General features: G+C 70.6%; 22 protein-coding genes. 13 read left to right on the top strand and 9 right to left on the bottom strand.

Translation table 11 applies throughout. The annotated features are described in order from the left end of the window. Nucleotides 1-63 precede the first annotated feature (63 nt). Nucleotides 64-237: a TOBE domain-containing protein gene (locus D9C15_RS34700; RefSeq protein WP_240668615.1), complete on the bottom strand. Its 174-nt coding sequence runs from the start codon at nucleotides 235-237 to the stop codon at nucleotides 64-66. A gap of 79 nt (nucleotides 238-316) precedes the next feature. Here D9C15_RS34700 and D9C15_RS27505 point away from each other — a divergent pair, with 79 nt between their 5' ends. Further along, nucleotides 317-949: a hypothetical protein gene (locus D9C15_RS27505; RefSeq protein WP_128002162.1), complete on the top strand. Its 633-nt coding sequence runs from the start codon at nucleotides 317-319 to the stop codon at nucleotides 947-949. Nucleotides 950-998: 49 nt separating this feature from the next. On the opposite strand, the gene D9C15_RS27500 is transcribed toward D9C15_RS27505, so the two are convergent. Both D9C15_RS27500 and D9C15_RS27495 read right to left on the bottom strand, forming a co-directional pair. Further along, nucleotides 999-1,646, bottom strand: a complete 648-nt coding sequence (locus tag D9C15_RS27500; protein ID WP_128002160.1) for an RBBP9/YdeN family alpha/beta hydrolase — start codon at nucleotides 1,644-1,646, stop codon at nucleotides 999-1,001. A gap of 80 nt (nucleotides 1,647-1,726) precedes the next feature. Beyond that, nucleotides 1,727-2,080 carry a YbbN family protein gene (locus tag D9C15_RS27495; RefSeq protein WP_128002158.1) on the bottom strand — a complete coding sequence of 118 codons (354 nt, stop codon included), beginning with the start codon at nucleotides 2,078-2,080 and terminating at the stop codon, nucleotides 1,727-1,729. Nucleotides 2,081-2,131: 51 nt separating this feature from the next. On the opposite strand from D9C15_RS27495, the gene D9C15_RS27490 reads away from it, so the two are divergent. After that, entirely contained in the window at nucleotides 2,132-3,145 is a 1,014-nt protein-coding gene (locus D9C15_RS27490) for a phospholipase A (protein WP_128002156.1), read from the top strand. A gap of 15 nt (nucleotides 3,146-3,160) precedes the next feature. Here the strand turns inward: D9C15_RS27490 and D9C15_RS27485 are convergent, their stop codons facing one another. The 4 genes from D9C15_RS27485 to uraH all read right to left on the bottom strand — a co-directional run bounded on the left by D9C15_RS27485 (nucleotide 3,161) and on the right by uraH (nucleotide 7,786). Further along, a complete protein-coding gene (locus D9C15_RS27485; protein ID WP_128002154.1) occupies nucleotides 3,161-4,525 on the bottom strand; it encodes an 8-oxoguanine deaminase in 1,365 nt (454 codons plus the stop codon). 1 nt (nucleotide 4,526) lies between these two features. Beyond that, nucleotides 4,527-6,002 carry a nucleobase:cation symporter-2 family protein gene (locus D9C15_RS27480; RefSeq protein WP_128002152.1) on the bottom strand — a complete coding sequence of 492 codons (1,476 nt, stop codon included), beginning with the start codon at nucleotides 6,000-6,002 and terminating at the stop codon, nucleotides 4,527-4,529. 10 nt (nucleotides 6,003-6,012) lie between these two features. Continuing rightward, a complete protein-coding gene (locus D9C15_RS27475) occupies nucleotides 6,013-7,239 on the bottom strand; it encodes a urate hydroxylase PuuD (protein WP_128002150.1) in 1,227 nt (408 codons plus the stop codon). Between the two features lie 190 nt (nucleotides 7,240-7,429). Beyond that, nucleotides 7,430-7,786, bottom strand: a complete 357-nt coding sequence (uraH, locus tag D9C15_RS27470) for a hydroxyisourate hydrolase (RefSeq protein WP_128002148.1) — start codon at nucleotides 7,784-7,786, stop codon at nucleotides 7,430-7,432. Between the two features lie 91 nt (nucleotides 7,787-7,877). Between uraH and D9C15_RS27465 the strand changes: the two genes are divergently transcribed. From D9C15_RS27465 to D9C15_RS27420, 10 genes are all read left to right on the top strand, one after another. Then, nucleotides 7,878-8,624 carry a GntR family transcriptional regulator gene (locus D9C15_RS27465; RefSeq protein ID WP_128002146.1) on the top strand — a complete coding sequence of 249 codons (747 nt, stop codon included), beginning with the start codon at nucleotides 7,878-7,880 and terminating at the stop codon, nucleotides 8,622-8,624. After that, complete coding sequence (gene puuE, locus D9C15_RS27460; protein WP_128002144.1) at nucleotides 8,621-9,553, top strand: allantoinase PuuE; 933 nt, start codon at nucleotides 8,621-8,623, stop codon at nucleotides 9,551-9,553. The genes D9C15_RS27465 and puuE overlap by 4 nt, the downstream gene beginning before the upstream one ends. A 48-nt stretch (nucleotides 9,554-9,601) precedes the next feature. Further along, nucleotides 9,602-10,594, top strand: coding sequence for a Bug family tripartite tricarboxylate transporter substrate binding protein (locus tag D9C15_RS27455; protein ID WP_128002142.1), 993 nt, complete (start codon nucleotides 9,602-9,604; stop codon nucleotides 10,592-10,594). A 13-nt stretch (nucleotides 10,595-10,607) separates the two neighbouring features. After that, nucleotides 10,608-12,389 carry a 2-oxo-4-hydroxy-4-carboxy-5-ureidoimidazoline decarboxylase gene (gene uraD / locus D9C15_RS27450; protein WP_128002140.1) on the top strand — a complete coding sequence of 594 codons (1,782 nt, stop codon included), beginning with the start codon at nucleotides 10,608-10,610 and terminating at the stop codon, nucleotides 12,387-12,389. After that, nucleotides 12,386-13,609 carry a M20 family metallopeptidase gene (locus D9C15_RS27445; RefSeq protein WP_128002138.1) on the top strand — a complete coding sequence of 408 codons (1,224 nt, stop codon included), beginning with the start codon at nucleotides 12,386-12,388 and terminating at the stop codon, nucleotides 13,607-13,609. The genes uraD and D9C15_RS27445 overlap by 4 nt, the downstream gene beginning before the upstream one ends. Nucleotides 13,610-13,683: 74 nt before the next feature. After that, a complete protein-coding gene (locus D9C15_RS27440; protein ID WP_128002136.1) occupies nucleotides 13,684-14,709 on the top strand; it encodes an ABC transporter substrate-binding protein in 1,026 nt (341 codons plus the stop codon). A gap of 9 nt (nucleotides 14,710-14,718) precedes the next feature. Further along, nucleotides 14,719-15,558 carry an ABC transporter ATP-binding protein gene (locus D9C15_RS27435; protein ID WP_128002134.1) on the top strand — a complete coding sequence of 280 codons (840 nt, stop codon included), beginning with the start codon at nucleotides 14,719-14,721 and terminating at the stop codon, nucleotides 15,556-15,558. Beyond that, a complete protein-coding gene (locus tag D9C15_RS27430) occupies nucleotides 15,555-16,319 on the top strand; it encodes an ABC transporter permease (protein ID WP_128002132.1) in 765 nt (254 codons plus the stop codon). Before D9C15_RS27435 ends, D9C15_RS27430 begins: the two co-directional genes overlap by 4 nt. Nucleotides 16,320-16,364: 45 nt before the next feature. Beyond that, nucleotides 16,365-16,817, top strand: coding sequence for a nucleoside deaminase (locus D9C15_RS27425; protein ID WP_128002193.1), 453 nt, complete (start codon nucleotides 16,365-16,367; stop codon nucleotides 16,815-16,817). Further along, nucleotides 16,817-17,647, top strand: a complete 831-nt coding sequence (locus tag D9C15_RS27420) for an urease accessory protein UreD (protein ID WP_128002130.1) — start codon at nucleotides 16,817-16,819, stop codon at nucleotides 17,645-17,647. Before D9C15_RS27425 ends, D9C15_RS27420 begins: the two co-directional genes overlap by 1 nt. Here the strand turns inward: D9C15_RS27420 and D9C15_RS27415 are convergent, their stop codons facing one another. Continuing rightward, complete coding sequence (locus tag D9C15_RS27415; RefSeq protein ID WP_128002128.1) at nucleotides 17,648-18,622, bottom strand: ligand-gated ion channel; 975 nt, start codon at nucleotides 18,620-18,622, stop codon at nucleotides 17,648-17,650. Nucleotides 18,623-18,746: 124 nt separating this feature from the next. Beyond that, the gene (locus D9C15_RS27410) at nucleotides 18,747-19,421 is read right to left on the bottom strand and encodes a glutathione S-transferase (protein WP_128002126.1); all 675 of its coding nucleotides are present in this window, start codon (nucleotides 19,419-19,421) and stop codon (nucleotides 18,747-18,749) included. 80 nt (nucleotides 19,422-19,501) lie between these two features. Between D9C15_RS27410 and trhA the strand changes: the two genes are divergently transcribed. Beyond that, a complete protein-coding gene (trhA, locus tag D9C15_RS27405; protein ID WP_128002124.1) occupies nucleotides 19,502-20,149 on the top strand; it encodes a PAQR family membrane homeostasis protein TrhA in 648 nt (215 codons plus the stop codon). Nucleotides 20,150-20,348: the final 199 nt, after the last annotated feature.

Here is a 20,348-nt window from a genome sequence, read left to right as displayed (position 1 = left end):
CGAACCGAGAACGAATCCTTGCAAGGATTCATATGCACAAAGCGGATATCGACGGCCCCGCGCTCACAGCGTCGCGATCGAGACCTCGGTGGACTTCACCAGCGCAATCACCTCCTTGCCCACCGTCAGGCCCAGCTCCTTCACCGAGCGGGTGGTGATGACCGAGGCGACTTCCAGGCGCTGCGACAGCGCGCAAGAGCGAACGAGAACGAGGCCGGCAACGGCGGCACGGCGCATATGCATAAACGAAAAGCGGCGTTCACGCCCGGGCCGGCCGGTTCTATGGTCGGTGTCCTCGATCCGAACCCGTCGCTACATGCCTACCCACGCCGAACTGCTCGCCCGCGCCACCGCCCTGCTGACCGAGATCGCCGCCACACGCAAGGGCGCGGCCCCGGAGGAATGGATGCGCGACGTGATCCGCTTCGTTGTCGATGTCGCGTCGATCGACCCCGACATCGTACGGGCCCTGCAGCCCGGATTCAGTGTCGTCGGGTGCCTGCTGTTCCCGAGCGACGGCGCGGCGCCGCAGCGCTGGCTGCCACAGGGGCTGGCCGGCGAGGCGTTCGGCCATGCCAGCGCGCCGCACGATGCACCCGGCCCCCTCCCGGCGCTCGACCAGTTCCTGCTCGCCTCGGTGGAGGCTGGCCGCGCGAAACATGCGCTGGCCAGCGTCGTGCAGCAGGACGCCGCTGCCATCGCGACCGATGCCTACGCGGCCGAAGCCACGCTGCTGCACGCCGCCGTCGCGATCGACGCCGCCGGTCCGGCCGGGCTCACGCCGGAACTGCTGACGGAGGTGCTGGAGGCCGCGGCGCAGGCACGCTTCTTCGCCGCACGCGCGATGGAGGCAGCGCGGCGGGCTCGTCGCGACGCGGACCTGCCCAGCGGGCCGCCTTGGCGAGCCCGTGGCGCACGACACTCGGGAGCGCCTCTTGCCAGGTGCTGAGCACGGGTGCCGAACGGGCCGCCGCGGATGTCGCGGGCGCCGACGATGTTCAGGGGCAATGTGGTCTGAAATGGAACCGGTGCGCCGGCTCAGGCACGGGAGCCGCCGCGGAGACAGAAGCGATCCGTGATTCGGTGTCCGGCTGGCGCACGCGCTGCAGCACCGCCTGCACCCAGCGCGCCGCCAGCGGCAGCGGCCCGTGACCGGACTCGACGTTGATGTGCCCGGCATCGCCCAGGTGGACCACATGGCAGCCCCAGCGTTGCGCCCAGCGGCGCGCGCTGGCCGGCTTCATCCACGGGTCGGTGTCGCTGAGCACCATGGTCGTCGAACGCGGCAGGCGCTGCGGCGGCAGGGCGCTGCCGAGCCCGAAGCGGTCCGGCTCGGCCGGCGCGACGAGCAGTGCCGCGAGCACCGGCGAGTCGCGGCGGCGCGCCAGATGGTCGGCGAGTGCGAGGCAGCCGAAGCTGTGCGCGACGGCGACGAAGCGCGCGCCCGGGTGCAGCGCGAGCGTGTGGTCGATGCGACTGCTCCAGCACTCCAGCCGTGCCGCGTGCCAGTCGCGCTGGCGCACGCGCACGGCGTCGCGGTGCTGCGCCTGCAGCCAGGTTTGCCAGTGGCCGGGGCCGCTGTCGTGCAGGCCGGGCACCACGAGCAGGCGGGGCCGTGGCGGGCGGGGCAAGGTGGGCTGGTCCATGCGCCGCAATCTAGGCGCCGCCGCCGCCTGCGGGAACGAAGGAATGCGCGGCTGCAAATGCAGCCGGCGAATGAGCGCCCTCAGCCGCGCAGCGCGCGCAGCCGTGCTGCCAGGCCCTCGTGCACGCGGTCGCGCGGCGTCGCCAGTTCCCGCCGCATCGCGCGCTCGATCAGCTGCCGGGCCGCCGCGGCATACGGCAGCACCGGGCCGAGGAAGTGGATCGTGTCGCCGTCGGCCACCAGCAGGGTCGGGAAGTCGACGATGTCGAGATCGCCGAGCGCAGCCTCGTCGTCCTCGATGTCGACCCAACGGAACTGCGCGCGCACGCCGATGTCGCGCGCCAGCGCCTCGAAGGTCGTGCGGTAGTCGTCGCAGGTGCGGCACCAGGCCGCGCACAGGCAGGCCACCAGCCAGCCGGGCTCGTTGTCGTTCATCGCGCCCAGTGTGCATGGATACTTCGCGCTTTGCCGCGCACGAGCCTTTCCATGCGATCTGCCCTGCTCGCCCTCGCCCTGAGCCTGCCCCTGGTGCCGGCCGCGTTCGCGCAGGCCGGCGCCGCCGACTGCACGCCGATCGCCGACCCGACGGCGCGGCTGGCCTGCTACGACCGGCTGCACGGCCGCCTCGACCCGGTGCCGCCCGCGACCGCCGCCTCGGCGCCGCCGGCGCGCACGGCCCCGGAGGACCCCGACTCGCAGCTCGGCGCGCGCTGGGACCTGGACGGCCAGCGCCCCGCACTGTTCGCGCCGCGCGCCTACAAGCCGGTCTACCTGCTGCCGGCCACCTGGACCGACCGCGTCAACCGCAGCCCGGGTTCGCCGGCCGCGGACCACTCGGTGAACGAACCGCTGAACCTGAAGTCGGTCGAGGCCAAGTACCAGATCAGCCTGAAGACCAAGTTCTCGCACCGCCTGTTCGGCCTGCCGGTCAGCCTGTGGGGCGGCTACACGCAGTCCTCGCGCTGGCAGGTCTACAACGGTGCCGATTCGCGCCCGTTCCGCGAGACCAACTACGAACCCGAGCTGATGGCGGTGACGCCGCTGGACCTGCCGCTGGCCGGCTGGCGGCTGCGCATGGCGGGGCTGGCGCTGAACCACCAGTCCAACGGCCGCGCGCTGCCGCTGTCGCGCAGCTGGAACCGCGTGATCGGCACGCTGGCGGCCGAACGCGGCGACTGGATGGCCGAGCTGCGCCCCTGGGTGCGCCTGCCCGAGGACGCCGACGACGACGACAACCCGGACATCGCCGACCACATCGGCCGCGGCGAGCTGCGCGTGGCGCGTTACTGGGGCGAGCATGCGCTGTCGGTGCAGCTGCGCCACTCGCTGCGCGGCGGCGCGCGCTCGCGCGGCTCGGTGCAGATCGACTATGTGTTCCCGCTGGCCGGCGCGCTGCACGGGCAGCTGCAGCTGTTCAGCGGCTACGGCGAGAGCCTGGTCGACTACAACCTGCGCCAGAACAAGGCCGGGCTGGGCGTCACGATCGCGGGCTGGCGCTAGGAGTCTGCGCCGCCCTCACGCCGCGACGAGCGAACGCGCGAGGCGCTGGTGGCGCTCGATCAGGCGCGGCAGGTCCACGGTGGTGAGCCGCCCGTCGCGCACCACCACGCGGCCGGCCACGACGTTGTGCTTCACCCGCGGCACGTGGCAGAAGAACAGCGCGGCCAGCGGGTCGTGCCCGGCGCCGGCCAGGCCGATCTCGTCCAGCGGCACGGTGACCAGGTCGGCGCTCATGCCCGGTGCGAGCGCGCCGATGTCGTCGCGGTTCAGCACGCGCGCGCCGCCCAGCGTCGCGATCTCGAGCACCTCGCGCGCGGTCAGCGCCGACGGGCCCGCCACCGGCCCGTGTGCCACGCGCTGCAGCAGCAGCGCCAGGCGCGCCTCGCCGAGCAGGTGGCCGCTGTCGTTGCTGGCCGAGCCGTCGACGGCGATCGAGACCGGCACACCGGCATCGCGCATGGCGCGGATCGGCGCGACGCCCGAGGCCAGCCGCATGTTGGATCCCGGGCAATGCGCCACGCCGGTGCCGCTGCGCGCGAAGGCGGCGATGCCGGCCGCGTCGAGCTTGACGCAGTGGGCGTGCCAGACGTCCGGGCCGAGCCAGCCGAGTTCCTCGGCGTACTGGGCCGGCGTGCAGCCGAAGGTCTCGCGGGTGTAGGCGACGTCGTTGTCGTTCTCGGCCAGGTGGGTGTGCAGGCTCGTGCCGTGGCGACGCGCCAGCAGCGCTGCGTCGCGCATCAGGCCGGGGCTGACCGAGAACGGCGAACACGGCGCCACCACGATGCGCTGCATCGCATGGCGCGCCGGGTCGTGCCAGCGCGCGATCAGGCGCTCGGCGTCGGCCAGGATGGCTTCCTCCTCCTCGACCACCGCATCCGGCGGCAGGCCGCCCTTGGATTCGCCCACGCTCATCGCGCCGCGCGCGGCGTGGAAGCGCATGCCGATCGCGGCGGCGGCCTCGAGCGTGTCGTCCAGCCGCGTGCCGTTGGGGAACAGGTAGAGGTGGTCGCTGCTGGTGGTGCCGCCGGACAACAGCAGCTCGGCCATCGCGATCTGGGTGGAGACCCAGGCCATCTCCGGCGTCAGGCGCGCCCAGATCGGGTAGAGCGTCTTCAGCCAGGCGAACAGCTCCGCGTCCTGCGCCGGGCGCACGACGCGGGTGAGCGTCTGGTAGAAGTGGTGGTGGGTGTTGACGAGGCCGGGGATCACCACCTGGCCGCGTGCGTCGATCACCTCGTCGGCGCTGTCGGGCAGTTCGCCGGCGGTGCCCACGGCCTCGATCACGCCGTCGCGCGCGAACAGGCCGCCGCCCGCGATCTCGCGCCGCGCGTCGTCCATCGTGACGAGCAGCGTCGCGTCGCGGATCAGCAGCGTGCTCATCTCAATGGGCTTCGGCGGCCTTCGCGGCTTCGATGGCTCCGGCCGTGTCGGCCTTCGCGCCGTTGAAGAACAGGTTCAGCGCCACCGCGGCGATCGCGGTCAGCAGGATGCCGCTTTCCAGCAGCGGGTGCAGGCCATGCGCCATCTGCTGCATCCAGCGCGGTGCGACCAGCGGGATCAGGCCGAAGCCGATCGACAGCGCGACGATGTAGAGGTTGTGCCGGTTGCCCTTGAAGTCCACCGTCGCGAGGATGCGGATGCCAGTGGCCGCGACCATGCCGAACATCACCAGGCCCGCGCCGCCGAGCACGAAGGTCGGGATCGATTCCACCAGCGCCGCCATCTTCGGCAGCAGGCCCAGCACGATCATGATCACGCCGCCGGCCACGCAGACCCAGCGGCTCTTCACGCCGGTGACGCCGACCAGGCCGACGTTCTGCGAGAAGCTGGTGTAGGGGAAGGTGTTGAAGATGCCGCCGATCAGCGTGCCCAGGCCGTCGGTGCGCAGGCCGGCGGCGAGCGCGGGCTGGTCGATCTTCCTGCCGGTCAGGTCCGACAGCGCCAGGAACATGCCGGTGGACTCGATCATCACGACGATCATCACCAGCACCATGGTCGCGATCATGATCGGGTCGAAGGTCGGCATGCCGAAGGCGAAGGGCGTGACCACGTCGAACCAGTGCGCCTTGGCCACCTTGTCGAAGGGCATCTTGCCCAGCATCACCGCCAGCACGCAGCCGAGCACGATGCCCAGCAGCACCGAGATGTTGGCGACGAAGCCCTTCATGAACTTCACCAGCAGCAGGATGAACACCAGCACCACGGCGGCCACCGCCATGTTGTCGAGCGCGCCGTAGGCCGGGTTGTCGACCATCGGGATCGGCCCGGCCAGCTTGACCGGTGCGCTGGCCGCCTCGGCCGTGGCCTTGGCGGCATCGACCATCGCCACCAGCTTGGGCACGTCCACGCTCTGCGCCAGCGGCGCCGGCCCGCCCATCGCCCAGCCCACGCCGACACGCATCAGGCTGATGCCGATGATCGCGATGATGGTGCCCGTGACGACCGGCGGGAAGAAGCGCAGCAGCCGGCTGATCGCCGGCGCGATGATCATCGAGACGATGCCCGCGCCGATGATCGCGCCGAAGATCGCGCGCGCGCCCTCCACACCGGGCATCGCGTTGGCGAAGGCGACCATCGGGCCGACCGCCGCGAAGGTGACGCCCATCATCACCGGCAGCTTGATGCCGAACCAGCGCGTGAAGCCGAGCGACTGGATCAGCGTGACCAGGCCGCAGCAGAACAGGTCGGCCGAGATCAGCAGCGCCACCTGCTCGGGCGTGAGCTTGAGCGCGCGGCCGATGATCAGCGGCACCGCGACGGCGCCGGCGTACATCACCAGCACGTGCTGCAGGCCGAGCGCGGCCAGGCGCGGGGTGGGCAGGCGTTCGTCGACGGGGTGGACGGCCGTGTCGTTCATCGTCGTTCCTTCAGTTGGTGGGCGCGCCGGCCTCGAACCAGCGCCCGATCAGCGCGCGCTCGGCATCGGTGATCTGGGTGGCGTTGTTCATCGGCATGGTCTTCAGCACCACCGCCTGCTGGTAGAGCGACTGCGCGTTCTTCGCGATCAGCTCGGGGGTGTGCAGCTGCACGTTCTTGCTCACCACCTGCTCGTTGTGGCACATCGCGCAACGCTCGGCGACGACCTGCTGCACCTGCGCGAAGCTCACCGGCTCGGCCCTGGCCTGCGCCGGCTGCGGCGCCGGTGCGAGCCAGGCCGCGAGGCCGACGATCACGATGGTGCCGACGATGGCGTGCTCCCAGGGCACGCGCTTGCCGGCCACGAGCGCCTTGTGGCGCGCCACGAAGGAATGGCGGATCAGCGCGCCGGCCAGCATGATCAGCGCCAGCACCAGCCAGTTGTGCGGCGCGCCGTACAGGAAGCCGTAGTGGTTGCTGAGCATCGCGATCAGCACCGGCAGCGTGAAGTAGGTGTTGTGCACGCTGCGCTGCTTGGCGCGCTGGCCGTGCACCGGGTCCACCGGCTGGCCGGCCTTCATCTGCGCCATCACCGTGCGCTGGCCCGGGATGATCCAGAAGAACACGTTGGCGCTCATCGCCGTGGCCATCATCGCGCCCACCAGCAGGAAGGCGGCGCGGCCGGCAAACAGCTGGCAGGCGAGCCAGGAGGCGAACACCACGAGCACGGCGACCAGCGCACCGACGAGCCGGTCCCCGCCCTCGCGCTGGCCGAGCGTGCGGCAGATGAGGTCGTAGGCGATCCAGAACACGACCAGGAAGCCGAGCGCCGCGGCGATGGCCGCGCCGGGTGTCCAGGCGTACACGCTCTTGTCGATCAGGAAGGTGCTGGCCTGGTACAGGTAGAGCACCGTGAACAGCGCGAAGCCGGTCAGCCAGGTGGAGTAGCTCTCCCAGTAGAACCAGTGCAGGTTGGCCGGGATCTGCTTGGGCGCCACCATGTACTTGGTCGGGTGGTAGAAGCCCCCGCCGTGCACGGCCCACAGTTCGCCGTCGGGCAGGTCTTCGGCCTGCCCGCCCACGTCCTTGCCCTTGGACTTGCGGTCGGGCGCCTCGGGCTTGGTGAGGCTGTTGTCGAGGAAGACGAAGTAGAAGGACGATCCGATCCAGGCGATCGCCACGATGACATGGGCCCAGCGCAGCAGCAGGTTGACCCAGTCCAGCACGTACGCATCCATTGCGTTCACTCTCCGGTTGACGGCGCCGGCTCGCAAGAACCGGACCGCGACCCCCACCACGGCGGGCTCTGTGGGGAGTGAACGTCGCGACCGGCGGCTCTTCAGGCTGAGCGGCGGGCTCCGCGGCGACGTGTTCTCAGTGTATACACTTCGTGCATCCACCGAATGCGGGATTACCCGCGATCAAGCCTCAGGAGCCGCGGTAGGTCGAGTAGGCCCAGGGGCTGGCCAGCAGCGGCACGTGGTAGTGCTCGCCGACGGCCGAGAGGCCGAAGTCGAGCGGCACCGCATCCAGGAACGGCGGCTCGGCGAGCGCCGCGCCGCGCGCGCGGAAGTAGGCCGCGACGTGGAACACCAGCCGGTAGCGCCCGGGCTGGAACTCGTCGCCCTGCAGCAGCGGCGCATCGGCGCGGCCGTCGTGGTTGAGGGTGATGTTCTTCAGCAGCGTCGCGCTGCCGTCGGCACCGAGGCGATGCAAGGTGACGGCCATGCCGGCGGCGGGGCAGCCGTTGGCGGTGTCGAGCACGTGGGTGGTGAGCTTTCCCATCGGAATCCTTGAACGGGGTTGAGGTGAATCGGGGCTTGCGGTACGCAGAAAAGTGTATACACTTTGCACGCAAAGGCAAGTACCACCGACCATGCCACGCCCCAGTACCCGTTCCTCTCCCAAGCTCCAGGTCGTCCGCGGCGGCAGCCGCCCGGCGCGCGCCGAGTCCGAGCCGAGCACGACGCAGCGCATCGTCGAGTCGATCACCGGCGCGATCGTCGAGCGCCGGCTGATGCCCGGCACCAAGCTCGCCGAGCAGAAGATCGCCGACATCTTCAAGGTCTCGCGCACGCTGGTGCGCCAGGCCCTGAACCAGCTCAGCCGCGACAAGCTGGTGACGCTCGAGCCGGCGCGCGGCGCACGCGTGGCCGAGCCCAGCGTCGAGGAGGCGCGCCAGGTGTTCGAGGTGCGCCAGATGATCGAGAGCGCCCTGATCCGCCGCGCCGCCGCCGACCTGACACGCGAGCAGATCGCCGAGCTGCGCGCCCACCTGCGCGAGGAGCAGGCCGCGGTGCAGCGCACCGATGTCTCCGGCCGCACCCACCTGCTGGCCGACTTCCACGTCGTGATCGCGCGCATGCTCGGCAACGAGGTGCTGGCCGACCTGCTCGGTGACCTCGTCACGCGCTCCTCGCTGATCGCGCTGATGTACCAGTCCTCGCACTCGGCCGAACATTCCTGGGCCGAGCACGTGGCGATCGTCGATGCGCTCGAGAAGCGCGATGCGCGTGCCGCCGCGAAGCTGATGGAAGACCACCTGCACAACGTCGAGCGCAACCTGAAGCTCGACACGCGTGTGCCCGACCTCGAAGCGGTGCTGATGCCGCCCACACCATGAACGAGAAGACCTACCCGCGTGATCTCGTCGGCTACGGCCGCAACCCGCCGCATGCCCGCTGGCCCGGCAACGCGCGCATCGCCGTGCAGTTCGTCCTCAACTACGAGGAAGGCGGCGAGAACAGCGTGCTGCACGGCGACGCCGGCAGCGAGCAGTTCCTCTCCGAGATGTTCAACCCGGCGAGCTACCCCGACCGGCACCTGAGCATGGAGTCGATCTACGAATACGGCTCGCGCGTGGGCGTGTGGCGGCTGCTGCGCGAGTTCGAGCAGCGCGGCCTGCCGCTGACGGTGTTCGGCGTCTCGATGGCGCTCGAGCGCCACCCGGAGCTGACCCGCGCGTTCGTCGAGCTCGGCCACGAGATCGCCTGCCACGGCTGGCGCTGGATCCACTACCAGACCATGCCGGAGGAACAGGAGCGCGAGCACCTTCGCATCGGCATGGAGATCATCGAACGGCTGACGGGCGAGAAGCCGCTGGGCTGGTACACCGGCCGCGACAGCCCGAACACGCGCCGGCTCGTGGCCGACCACGGTGGCTTCGAGTACGACAGCGACTACTACGGCGACGACCTGCCGTTCTGGACCGAGGTGACCAGGACCGACGGCACGACGGTGCCGCACCTGATCGTGCCCTACACGCTGGACACGAACGACATGCGCTTCTGCCTGCCCCAGGGCTTCAGCCAGGGCGAGGACTTCTTCACCTACCTGCGCGACGCCTTCGACGTGCTGTACGCCGAGGGCGAGGAGGCGCCGAAGATGCTGAGCGTCGGCATGCACTGCCGGCTGCTCGGCCGGCCAGGGCGCATGCGTTCGCTGCAGCGCTTCCTCGACCACATCGAGAAGCACGACCGGGTCTGGGTCTGCCGCCGCATCGAGATCGCGCGTCACTGGATGAAGACCCATCCCTTCTTGGCGCGGGCCTGAGGCTTGCGTGCACGCCGCTCCCCATCCGCCGTCCGAGAGGAGCCTGCCATGACCTCGTCCACCCCCCTCACCCGCCGCCAGACGCTCCGGTTCGCCGCCGGCGGCGCGGCCGCGCTCGCGCTGCCGGCCCGCGCCGCCTACCCGGAGAAGCCGATCACGCTGGTGGTCACCTTCGCGGCCGGCGGGGCGAGCGACATCGTGGCGCGCGTGGTCGGCGAACAGCTCGCCCGCAAGCTCGGCCAGGCCGTGGTGGTGGACAACAAGCCCGGTGCCGGCGGCAGCATCGGCGGCACCGCGGTGATGCGCGCCGCCCCCGACGGCCACACGCTGATGCTGTCGAACTCGACGCCGGTGGCTATCGGTCCGTTCGCGCTCGAGAAGCAGCCCTACGACCCGGTGGCCGACTTCACCCACATCGCCGCCATCGGCACCGCGCCCTGCGTCGTGATGGCGCACCCGGGCTCGGGCATCAACACCGTCGTCGACCTCGAGAACGCTGCGCGCAAGGCCGACAAGGGCGGCACGCCGCTGCAGTTCGGCTCCGGCGGCCCGGCCTCGATCGGCCACGTCTGGGGCGAGCTGATGGTGCGCTCGATCGGCGTCAAGATGACGCACGTGCCCTACCGCGGCGGCGCGCCGATGACCACCGACCTGGTGGCCGGGCTGATCCCCGTGGGCATCGACGTGGTCACCGCCTACGTTCCGTTCTTCAAGTCGGGCCAGCTTCGCCCGATCGCCGTCACCTCGGCGCAGCGCAGCCCGCTGGTGCCGGACGTGCCCAGCGTGCAGGAGTTCGGCTACCGCAAGCTGGTGCTGGACAACTTCTTCGGCCTCTCCGGCCCCAAGGGCCTGCCGGCCGAGGTGGTGACGCGGCTGAACACCGCCGTCAACGAGGTGCTGGCCCAGACCGACGTGAAGAAGAAGCTGCTCGAGCTCGGCGTCACCGAGACGCCGGGCACCCCTGCGGCCTTCACCGGCTTCGTGCGCGACCAGGTCGCCGCGCTGCAGCCGCTGGTGAAGAGCATCCGCGTGACCCTCTGACTGCCCACTCAACATGCCGCTGACGCTGGACCAACTGAACGCCGCGAGCCCCGCCGAGGCGGCCGCGCTGCTCGACGGGCTATACGAACACTCGCCCTGGATCGCCGAGCGCGCGCTGGCGCGCCGGCCGTTCGCCTCGATCCACCAGCTCAAGCACGCCATGGTGCAGGTGCTGGACGAGGCCGGGCGCGACGCGCAGCTGACGCTGATCCGCGCCCACCCGGAGCTCGCGGGCAAGGCGATGGTCAGCAAGACGCTCACCGCCGAATCGACGCACGAGCAGAGCGCCTCGGGCCTGACGAACTGCTCGCCGGCCGAGTTCGAGCGCATCCAGCAGCTGAACGCGGCCTACAACGCCCGGTTCGGCTTCCCGTTCATCCTCGCGGTGCGCGGCCCGCGCGGCACGGGCCTGACACGCGCCGAGATCATCGCCACCTTCGCCCGGCGGCTCGGCAATCACCCGGACTTCGAGCTGCGCGAGGCGCTGCGCAACATCCACCGCATCGTCGAGATGCGGCTGAACGACAAGTTCGGGTTCGCGCCGACCTTCGGCAACCAGGTGTGGGACTGCGCCGAGCTGCTGGCGCAGCACAGCGACCCGGGCTACGCCGAACAGGGCCAGCTGACCGTCACCTACCTGACGGCGGCGCACCAGGCCTGCCAGGCGCAGCTGCAGCGCTGGATGAGCGACTGCGGCTTCGACGAGGTGTCGGTCGATGCGGTGGGCAACGTGGTCGGTGTCTACCACGGCAGCGATCCACAGGCCAGGCGCCTGCTGACCGGCTCGCACTACGACACGGTGCGCAACGGCGGCAAGTACGACGGGCGGCTGGGCATCTTCGTGCCGCTGGTCGCCGTGCGCGAGCTGCACCGCGCGGGCCGGCGCCTGCCCTTCGGCATCGAGGTGATCGGCTTCGCGGAAGAAGAGGGCCAGCGCTACAAGGCCACCTTCCTCGGCTCGGGCGCGGTGATCGGCCAGTTCGACCCGGCCTGGCTCGAGCAGCGCGATGCCGACGGCATCACGATGCGCGAGGCGATGCGCGCCGCCGGCCGGCCCGGCACGCTCGAGGCCATCGGCGCCATGAAGCGCGACCCGTCGAGCTACCTCGGCTTCGTCGAGGTGCACATCGAGCAGGGGCCGGTGCTCAACGAGATCGACCTGCCGCTCGGCGTGGTCACCTCGATCAACGGCAGCGTGCGCTACGTGGGCGAAGTCGTCGGCATGGCCAGCCACGCCGGCACCACGCCGATGGACCGGCGGCGCGACGCGGCGGCGGCCGTCGCCGAGCTGGTGCTGTTCCTGGAGCGGCGCGCGGCCGGCGTGCCGAACCTGGTGGGTACCGTCGGCATGCTGGAGGTGCCGGGCGGCTCGATCAACGTGGTGCCGGGACGCTGCAGGTTCAGCCTCGACATCCGCGCGACGACCAACGAGGTGCGCGACGCCTGCGCCGCCGACACGCTGGCCGAACTCGAGCGCATCTGCACGCGCCGCGGCCTGCACCACACGCTGGAGGAGACCATGCGCGCCGCCGCCGCCCCGAGCGCGCCCGAGTGGCAGGCACGCTGGGAGCGTGCGGTCGAGTCGCTCGGGCTGCCGATCTACCGCATGCCCAGCGGCGCCGGCCACGACGCGATGAAGCTGCACGAGGTGATGCCGCAGGCGATGCTGTTCGTGCGCGGCCTGAACTCGGGCATCAGCCACAACCCGCTCGAATCGTCGACCAACGACGACTGCGACCTTTCCGTGCGCGCCTTCCAGCACGTGCTCGAACAACTCTGCTCCGAACTGTCATGAACGCCTACGAACAACTCGATGCCTGGATCGACGCCCACTTCGACGAGGAGGTGCGTTTCCTGCAGGCCCTCGTGCAGGTGCCCACCGACACGCCGCCGGGCAACAACGCGCCGCACGCCGAGCGCACCGCCGAGCTGCTGCAGGCCATCGGCTACCAGGCCGAGAAGCACCCGGTGCCGGCGCAGGCCGTGAAGGACTACGGCCTCGAGTCGATCACCAACCTGATCGTGCGACGTCGTTATGGCGAGGGGAAGACGATCGCGCTGAACGCGCATGGCGACGTGGTGCCGCCCGGCGAGGGCTGGCAGCACGACCCCTACGGTGCGCAGATCGAGGACGGCAAGCTCTACGGCCGCGCCTCGGCGGTGAGCAAGAGCGATTTCGCCACCTTCACCTTCGCGACCCGCGCGCTCGAGTCGCTCGGCGCGAAGCTTTCCGGCGGCGTCGAGCTGCACTTCACCTACGACGAGGAGTTCGGCGGCGAGCTCGGCCCCGGCTGGCTGCTCAAGAACGGCCTGACCAGGCCCGACCTGCTGATCGCCGCCGGCTTCAGCTACCAGGTCGTCACCGCGCACAACGGCTGCCTGCAGATGGAAGTCACCGTGCACGGCAAGATGGCGCATGCGGCGATTCCCGACACCGGCGTCGATGCGCTGCAGGGCGCCACGGTGATCCTCAACGCGCTGTACGCGCAGAACCGGCTCTACCAGTCGGTCACGTCCAGGGTGCCGGGCATCAAGCACCCGTACCTGAACGTCGGCCGCATCGAGGGCGGCACCAACACCAATGTCGTGCCGGGCAAGGTGGTGCTCAAGCTCGACCGCCGCATGATCCCCGAGGAGAACCCGGCCGAGGTGGAGGCCTCGATCCGCCGCGTGATCGCCGAGGCGGCGGCCACCTTCCCGGGCATCACGGTAGAGATCAGGCGGCTGCTGCTGGCGAACTCGATGCAGCCGCTGCCGGGCAACAAGCCCCTCGTCGACGCGATCCAGAAACACGGCCGCAGCGTGTTCGGCGAGGAGATCCCGACCTCGGGCACGCCGCTGTACACCGACGTGCGCCTGTACGGCGAACGCGGCGTGCCGGCGGTGATCTACGGCGCCGGCCCGCGCACGGTGTTCGAGAGCAACGCCAAGCGCGCCGACGAGCACCTGGTGCTGGAAGACCTGCGCCGCGCCACCAAGGTGGTGGCGCGCACCTTGTTCGACCTGCTGGGCTGAACGCCGGGCGGCGCGTGCACGGTTCTTGCACGGCGGTTGGGCATCGTCCACCCGCCGTTGTCGGAGCCCTGCGCATGACCCTGCCCACCCTGTCCCGCCGCGCCGTCGCCGCCCTGGCGCTGGCCCTCGCCCTGCCGCTGCACGCCCAGGAGACCCCCGTCAAGTTCCAGCTCGACTGGCGCTTCGAGGGCCCCGCCGCCCTGTTCCTGGTGCCCGCCGCCAAGGGCTACTTCAAGGCCGAGAAGCTGAACGTCAGCATCGATGCCGGCAACGGCTCGGGCGGCACCGTCACCCGGGTGGCGTCGGGCACCTACGACATGGGCTTCGCCGACCTGGCGGCGCTGATGGAGTTCCACGCCAACAACCCGACCGCGCCGAACAAGCCGGTGGCGGTGATGATGGTCTACAACAACACGCCGGCCGCGGTGCTGGCGCTGAAGAAGTCCGGCATCAAGACCCCGGCGGATCTCTCCGGCAAGAAGCTGGGCGCCCCGGTGTTCGACGCCGGCCGCCGCGCCTGGCCGATCTTCGCCAAGGCGAACAAGGTCGAGAACGTTGCCTGGACGGCGATGGACCCGCCGCTGCGCGAGACCATGCTGGTGCGCGGCGACATCGACGCCATCACCGGCTTCTCGTTCACCTCGCTGCTCAACCTCGAGGCGCGCGGCGTCAAGACGGAAGACATCGTCGTGCTGCCCTACGCGCAGCACGGCGTGAAGCTGTACGGCAACGTGGTGATCGCCGGCGAGGAGTTCCTCAAGAAGAACCCGGAGGCGGTGAAGGGCTTCCTGCGCGCCTTCACCAAGGGCGTGAAGGACGTGATCGCCGACCCGAAGGCCGCGGTGGCCACGGTGAAGGAGCGCGACGGCATCGTCAACGCCGATCTGGAACTGCGCCGCCTGCGGCTGGCGCTGGACCAGACCGTGCTGACGCCCGATGCGAAGGCCGAGGGCTTCGGCGCGGTCGACCCCGGCCGGCTGAGCCTGATGGCGAGCCAGGTGTCGGATGCCTTTGCCACCAAGGAGCGGGTCAACCCGGCGGCGGTGTGGAACGCCGCCTTCCTGCCGGCCGCGGCCGAGCGCGCGATCTTCCGGAAGTGAAGCGGTGACATGGACACCCCGAGCTTCGTCGATTTCCACGACGTCTGGCTGGCCTACAACGACGAGCTGCTCGCCAAGGGCCAGTACGCCGTCGAGGCGATCGACCTGAAGGTCGGCGAGGGCGAGTTCATCGCCATCGTCGGGCCCTCGGGCTGCGGCAAGTCCACCTTCATGAAGCTCGCCACCGGCCTGAAGCGGCCGAGCCGGGGCACGGTGATCATCGGCGGGCAGGAGGTGCGCGGCCCGCTGAAGATCACCGGCATGGCCTTCCAGGCCCCCAGCCTGCTGCCCTGGCGCACCACGCTGGCCAACGTGCTGCTGCCGCTGGAGATCGTCGAGCCCTGGCGCTCGAGCTTCCGCAGCAGGCGCGCCGAGTATGCCGAGAAGGCGCGTGCGCTGCTGGCGAGCGTGGGCCTCGCGGGTTATGAGGACAAGTACCCCTGGCAGCTCTCCGGCGGCATGCAGCAGCGCGCCAGCATCTGCCGCGCGCTGATCCACGAGCCGAAGATGCTGCTGCTGGACGAGCCCTTCGGCGCGCTCGACGCCTTCACCCGCGAGGAGCTGTGGTGTGCGCTGCGCGACCTGCAGGCGCAGCGCAAGTTCAACGTCATCCTCGTCACGCACGACCTGCGCGAGAGCGTCTTCCTCGCCGACACGGTGTACGTGATGAGCCGCAGCCCGGGCCGCTTCGTGGTGCGGCGCGAGATCGACCTGCCGCGCCCGCGCGACCTGGAGATCACCTACACGCCGGTCTTCACCGACATCGTGCACGAGCTGCGCGGGCACATCGGCGCCATTCGTCGTGAATCCGGCAAGCCGGTGGGCGGCCCGGCCGAGGTGGCGCCATGAAGACCCCGCTGGAACGCGCCGCCCCGCTGCTGCTGCTCGTCGTCACCGTGCTGCTGTGGCAGGCGATCTGCTCGGGTTTCGAGGTCAGCGAGTTCATCTTCCCGAGCCCGTGGCGCATCGCCGTGGCCACCTGGGAGCAGCGTGGGCTGATCCTCGGCCACGCCTGGCACACCTTCTGGGTGACGATGCTCGGCTTCGCGCTCGCCATCGTCGTGGGCGTGCTGCTCGGCTTCCTGATGGGCAGCTCGCGCCTGGCCTACGACGCGATGTACCCGCTGATGACCGGCTTCAACGCACTGCCCAAGGCGGCCTTCGTGCCCATCCTGGTGGTGTGGTTCGGCATCGGCGTCGGGCCGGCGGTGCTGACCGCCTTCCTGATCAGCTTCTTCCCGATCATGGTCAACATCGCCACCGGCCTCGCGACCCTCGAGCCCGAGCTCGAGGACGTGCTGCGCGTGCTCGGCGCAAAGCGCCGCGACGTGCTGCTGAAGATCGGCCTGCCGCGCTCGCTGCCCTACTTCTACGCCTCGCTGAAGGTGGCCATCACGCTGGCCTTCGTCGGCACCACGGTCAGCGAGATGACGGCCAGCAACGAGGGCATCGGCTACCTGCTGATCAGCGCCGGCAGCTCGATGCAGATGGGGCTGGCCTTCTCCGGCCTGGTGGTGGTCGGCCTGATGGCGATGGCGATGTACGAGCTGTTCGCGGTGATCGAGAAGCGCACCACGGCGTGGGCGCACCGCGGCGCGCACAATCGCTGAGTGGACACCGACCGCACCGAACCCACCGAAGCGCAGGTCGCCGCGATGCTGCGGCGCGCCCAGGCTGTGGCGCAGCGCGCGCTGGACGCCGGCCACCACCCCTTCGGCGCCGTGCTCGTGGCCCCCGACCACGAGACGGTGCTGATGGAGCAGGGCAACGTCGACGGCGTCAACCACGCCGAGGCGGTGCTGGCGCGCGAGGCGGCCGCCCGCTTCACGCCCGGGCAGCTGTGGGGCTGCACGCTGGTCACCACCGTCGAGCCGTGTGCGATGTGCGCCGGCACGCAGTACTGGGCCCACATCGGCCGGGTGGTCTACGGGATGGAGGAGCGTGCGCTGCTCGCGATCACCGGCGACCATGCCGAGAACCCGACGCTGGACCTGCCCTGCCGCGATCTCTTTGCACGCGGGCAGAAGGAGATCCGCGTGATCGGCCCGGTGCGCGCGCTGGCCGAAGAGATCGCGGCGCAGCACCGCGCCTTCTGGCAGCGGCGCTGATGGCCTGGCACGGGCGGCTCGCGCTGGACTACCGGCGCGACAGCGACACCACCGTCTCGCACGACCGCCACGAGGGGCCGCTGCGCGTGCTGCAGCGGCTCTACCCCGAAGGCCCGGCGGTCTGCCACCACGTGCTGGTGCACCCGCCCGGCGGCATGGTCGGCGGCGACCGGCTCGACATCGATCTGCAGCTGCAGGCCGGCAGCCATGCGCTGCTGACCACCCCCGGCGCGGCGCGTTTCTACCGCAGCGCCGGCGAACCGGCGGTGCAGTCGTTGCGCGCCCGCCTCGACGCCGGCGCGCGGCTGGAATGGCTGCCGCTCGAGACCCTGGCCTACAGCGGCTGCCTGGCCGAGAACCACCTGCGCTTCGAACTCGCGCCGGGCGCCGAGACCATCGGCTGGGACCTGCTCGCGCTCGGCCTGCCGGCCGCCGGCGCGCCCTTCGAACGCGGCCGCTACCTGCAGCACCTGGAACTGCCCGGCCGCTGGCTGGAGCGCGGCGTGATCGCCGCCGACGACACGCTGCTGCTCGATTCGCCGCTCGGCCTGGCCGGCCGGCGCGTGCTGGGCACGCTCTGGTTCGCCGCCGGCACGCCGCTGGCGGCCGCACAGCGCGAGGCGCTGCTGGACTCGGCCCGGGCGGCCGTCGCGGCCCACCCGCTGGCGGCGTGGGCCGGGGCGACGGCCCCCGACGACACGCTCGTGCTGCTGCGCGCCGTGGCCGAGCGTGTCGAGCCCTTGACGGCCCTGTTCAGGCAGGTGCGCGGCCGCTGGCGCGAGCAGGCCTGGGGGCTGCCCGACCTGCCGCCGCGCATCTGGCGCACCTGATCAGCGGTAGGCCTTGAACACCAGCCAGCCGGTCCACAGCAGGAAGGCGCCCGGGAACAGGAAGATGCAGAGGCGGTCCAGCCGCTTCCACTTCGCCTCCTCGCCGGCCTCGTCCCACTTCAGGCAGATCGCCGACTGCACGATCGAGGCGAAGATGAAGCCCATCGCCACCATGTGCATCTGGTCGGCCACGGTCAGCAGCGCCGACTCCGGGATGCTGGAGGCCACCACGAAGGCGCTGGCGGCCACCGCGAACAGCGCGCCGACGCCCAGGCCGAAACGCGGGTCCACGTCCACCGGCCGGATGCCGAAGGCGACGAAGGCCACCAGCGTGGCGAACACCACCGTGGACAGCAGCTTGACCGCCGAGCCCACGCCGGCGCGGGTCAGATCCATGCCGAAGGTCAGGCGCGAGTAGGTCGACAGCGCGTCGGTGGGCAGCGACGTGTCGCCGTAGTTGCTCTTGTATTCCTTCTGCGTCGCCTGGGTCGCGAAGCCCGAGACCAGCCAGCCCGGCAGGCTCAGCTCGTCGCCCAGGCGCGAGTTGGCCACGTCGGGCTCGAACACCAGCGCGCTGTCGACGAACTGGCTGTCCTCCAGGTGCACCTGCACGCGGTGGCTGTCGAACGGAAAGCTCTCCAGCGCCCAGTTCTTGAAGATGGTGGCGGTGATGCGTGCCGAGGCGTAGTTCAGCTCGCCGATCTTCTTCTCGACCACGCTGCTCTTGCCGTCGATGCGGCCGTTGATCAGCTCCATGCTCTCGAGCGGCTTGTACTCGGCCAGCTCGCCCTCGGCCTTCCAGCGGAACCAGATGTAGAAGTCGAGCGAGAACTTGCTTTCCTTGAAGCTCAGCTCGGTCATCTTGTTGATGTAGGTCCCGACGACCACCTTGCCCGGGGTGGCCCATGCCGGTGCACCGGCCAGCAGCACCAGGGCGCACACCAGCCAGGCACGCAGCAACATGCGGATCGACACGAACGTCCTCCTTGTACTCGGTTCAGCAACGACGGCGAGCGCGGATTCTGCGCCAGCCCCGGGGGAAGCATCCACCCCCCGAATCGACCTACGCGGCGATGTCCGTTCCGGACGCGCGGCTGCGTCAGGGCGTGGCGAAGCTGTACGGCCCGCCGCGCTGCAGCGCGCGGTGGAAGGCCGGCCGGGCATGGATGCGTGCGAGCCAGTCCATCAGGCGCGGGCGCGCATCGTCCAGCCCCGCGCGCTGGGCTGCCGCCTCGACCGGGAAGCTCATCTGGATGTCCGCCGCGCTGAATTCGGCGCCGGCAAACCAGGGCCGCGCGGCCAGCTCGGCCTCCATGAAGTCGAGCTGGCGCTCGAGGTTGGGCGTGACGAAGCTCGCCAGCACCTTGGCCGAGATCGCACGCGCCACCGGCCGGGCGATGAAGGGCATCGGCGCGCTGGCGATGCGGTCGCACACCAGCTTGAGCAGCAGCTGCGGCATCGCCGTACCCTCGGCGAAGTGCAGCCAGTAGCGCCAGCGCAGCAGTTCCGGCGTGCCGGGCGCGGGCTTCAGGCGCCCGCCGCCATGGCGTTCGATCAGGTACTCGATGATCGCGCCGGACTCGGCCACCGTGGCCTCGCCGTCGCTGAGCACCGGCGACTTGCCCAGCGGATGCACCGCGCGCAGCTCCGGCGGCGCCAGCATCGTCTGCCGGTCGCGCTGGTAGTGCCTGATCTCGTAGGGCAGCTCCAGCTCCTCGAGCAGCCAGAGAACGCGCTGCGAGCGCGAGTCGTTCAGGTGGTGGACGGTGATCATGCGTGGGTGGCCATTGACCTGGATCGGGTGGTCACGATTCTGACGGCAGCCAGTCATGGCGGCCCGGATACCATGCCGCCATGCGCGCCCGTGCCCTCGATCGAGACCAGACCGCCGGCGAGGAGATCGCCAACGCCTTGAGTCACGGCATCGCCTGCCTGCTCGCAGCGGCCGCGCTGCCGCTGCTGGTGGGTGTGGCCGCGCGGCAGGGCGCGGCGAGTGTCGTCGGCGCGAGCCTCTTCTCGGCCACGATGATCCTGCTGTACCTGGTCTCGGCGCTGTACCACGCGCTGCCGGCCGGCCGTGCCAAGCGCTGGTTCAACCGCCTCGACCATGCGGCCATCTACCTCTTCATCGCCGGCAGCTACATGCCCTTCACCTTCGGCGTGCTGCGCGGCGCCTGGGGCTGGACGCTGTTCGGCCTGGTCTGGGCGGCGGCTCTGCTGGGCGTGGCCGCGAAGCTGCTCGACCGCCTGCGCCACCCGCTGTGGTCGACCGGCCTCTACGTGCTGATGGGCTGGGGCGCGCTGGTCGCCGCCGCGCCGCTGGTGCAGCGCATGTCGGGTGCCGGGCTGGCCTGGCTGGTGGCCGGCGGGCTGGCCTACACGCTCGGCGCGGTGGTCTTCGTGTTCGACTCGCGGTGGCGCTACGCCCACTTCGTCTGGCACCTGTTCGTCATGGCGGGCAGCGCTTGCCACTTCTGCGCGGCGCTGTGGCACGCGGCCTGAGCGGCTGAGATGGCTTTGCGTTCAATCGCATAGGACTGGAGTCGCCTGGCGACCCGGAAGGGACCTACGGCGTCTCGGCCTCGTTGCCGCAAAGCTGACCTTCGGCCACTCTTCGTGGGCTTACGCTGGCGGGCAGGGCGCGGAGCGATTGAGTCGCGAAGCGCGGCTTGAGGTCGGGCCGGCTCACCCCTTCTGCTGA

The sequence above is a fragment of the Piscinibacter defluvii genome, from assembly GCF_004011805.1.
Taxonomy (GTDB): domain Bacteria; phylum Pseudomonadota; class Gammaproteobacteria; order Burkholderiales; family Burkholderiaceae_C; genus Piscinibacter; species Piscinibacter defluvii.
This window is presented reverse-complemented; position numbering and strand designations above follow the sequence as displayed.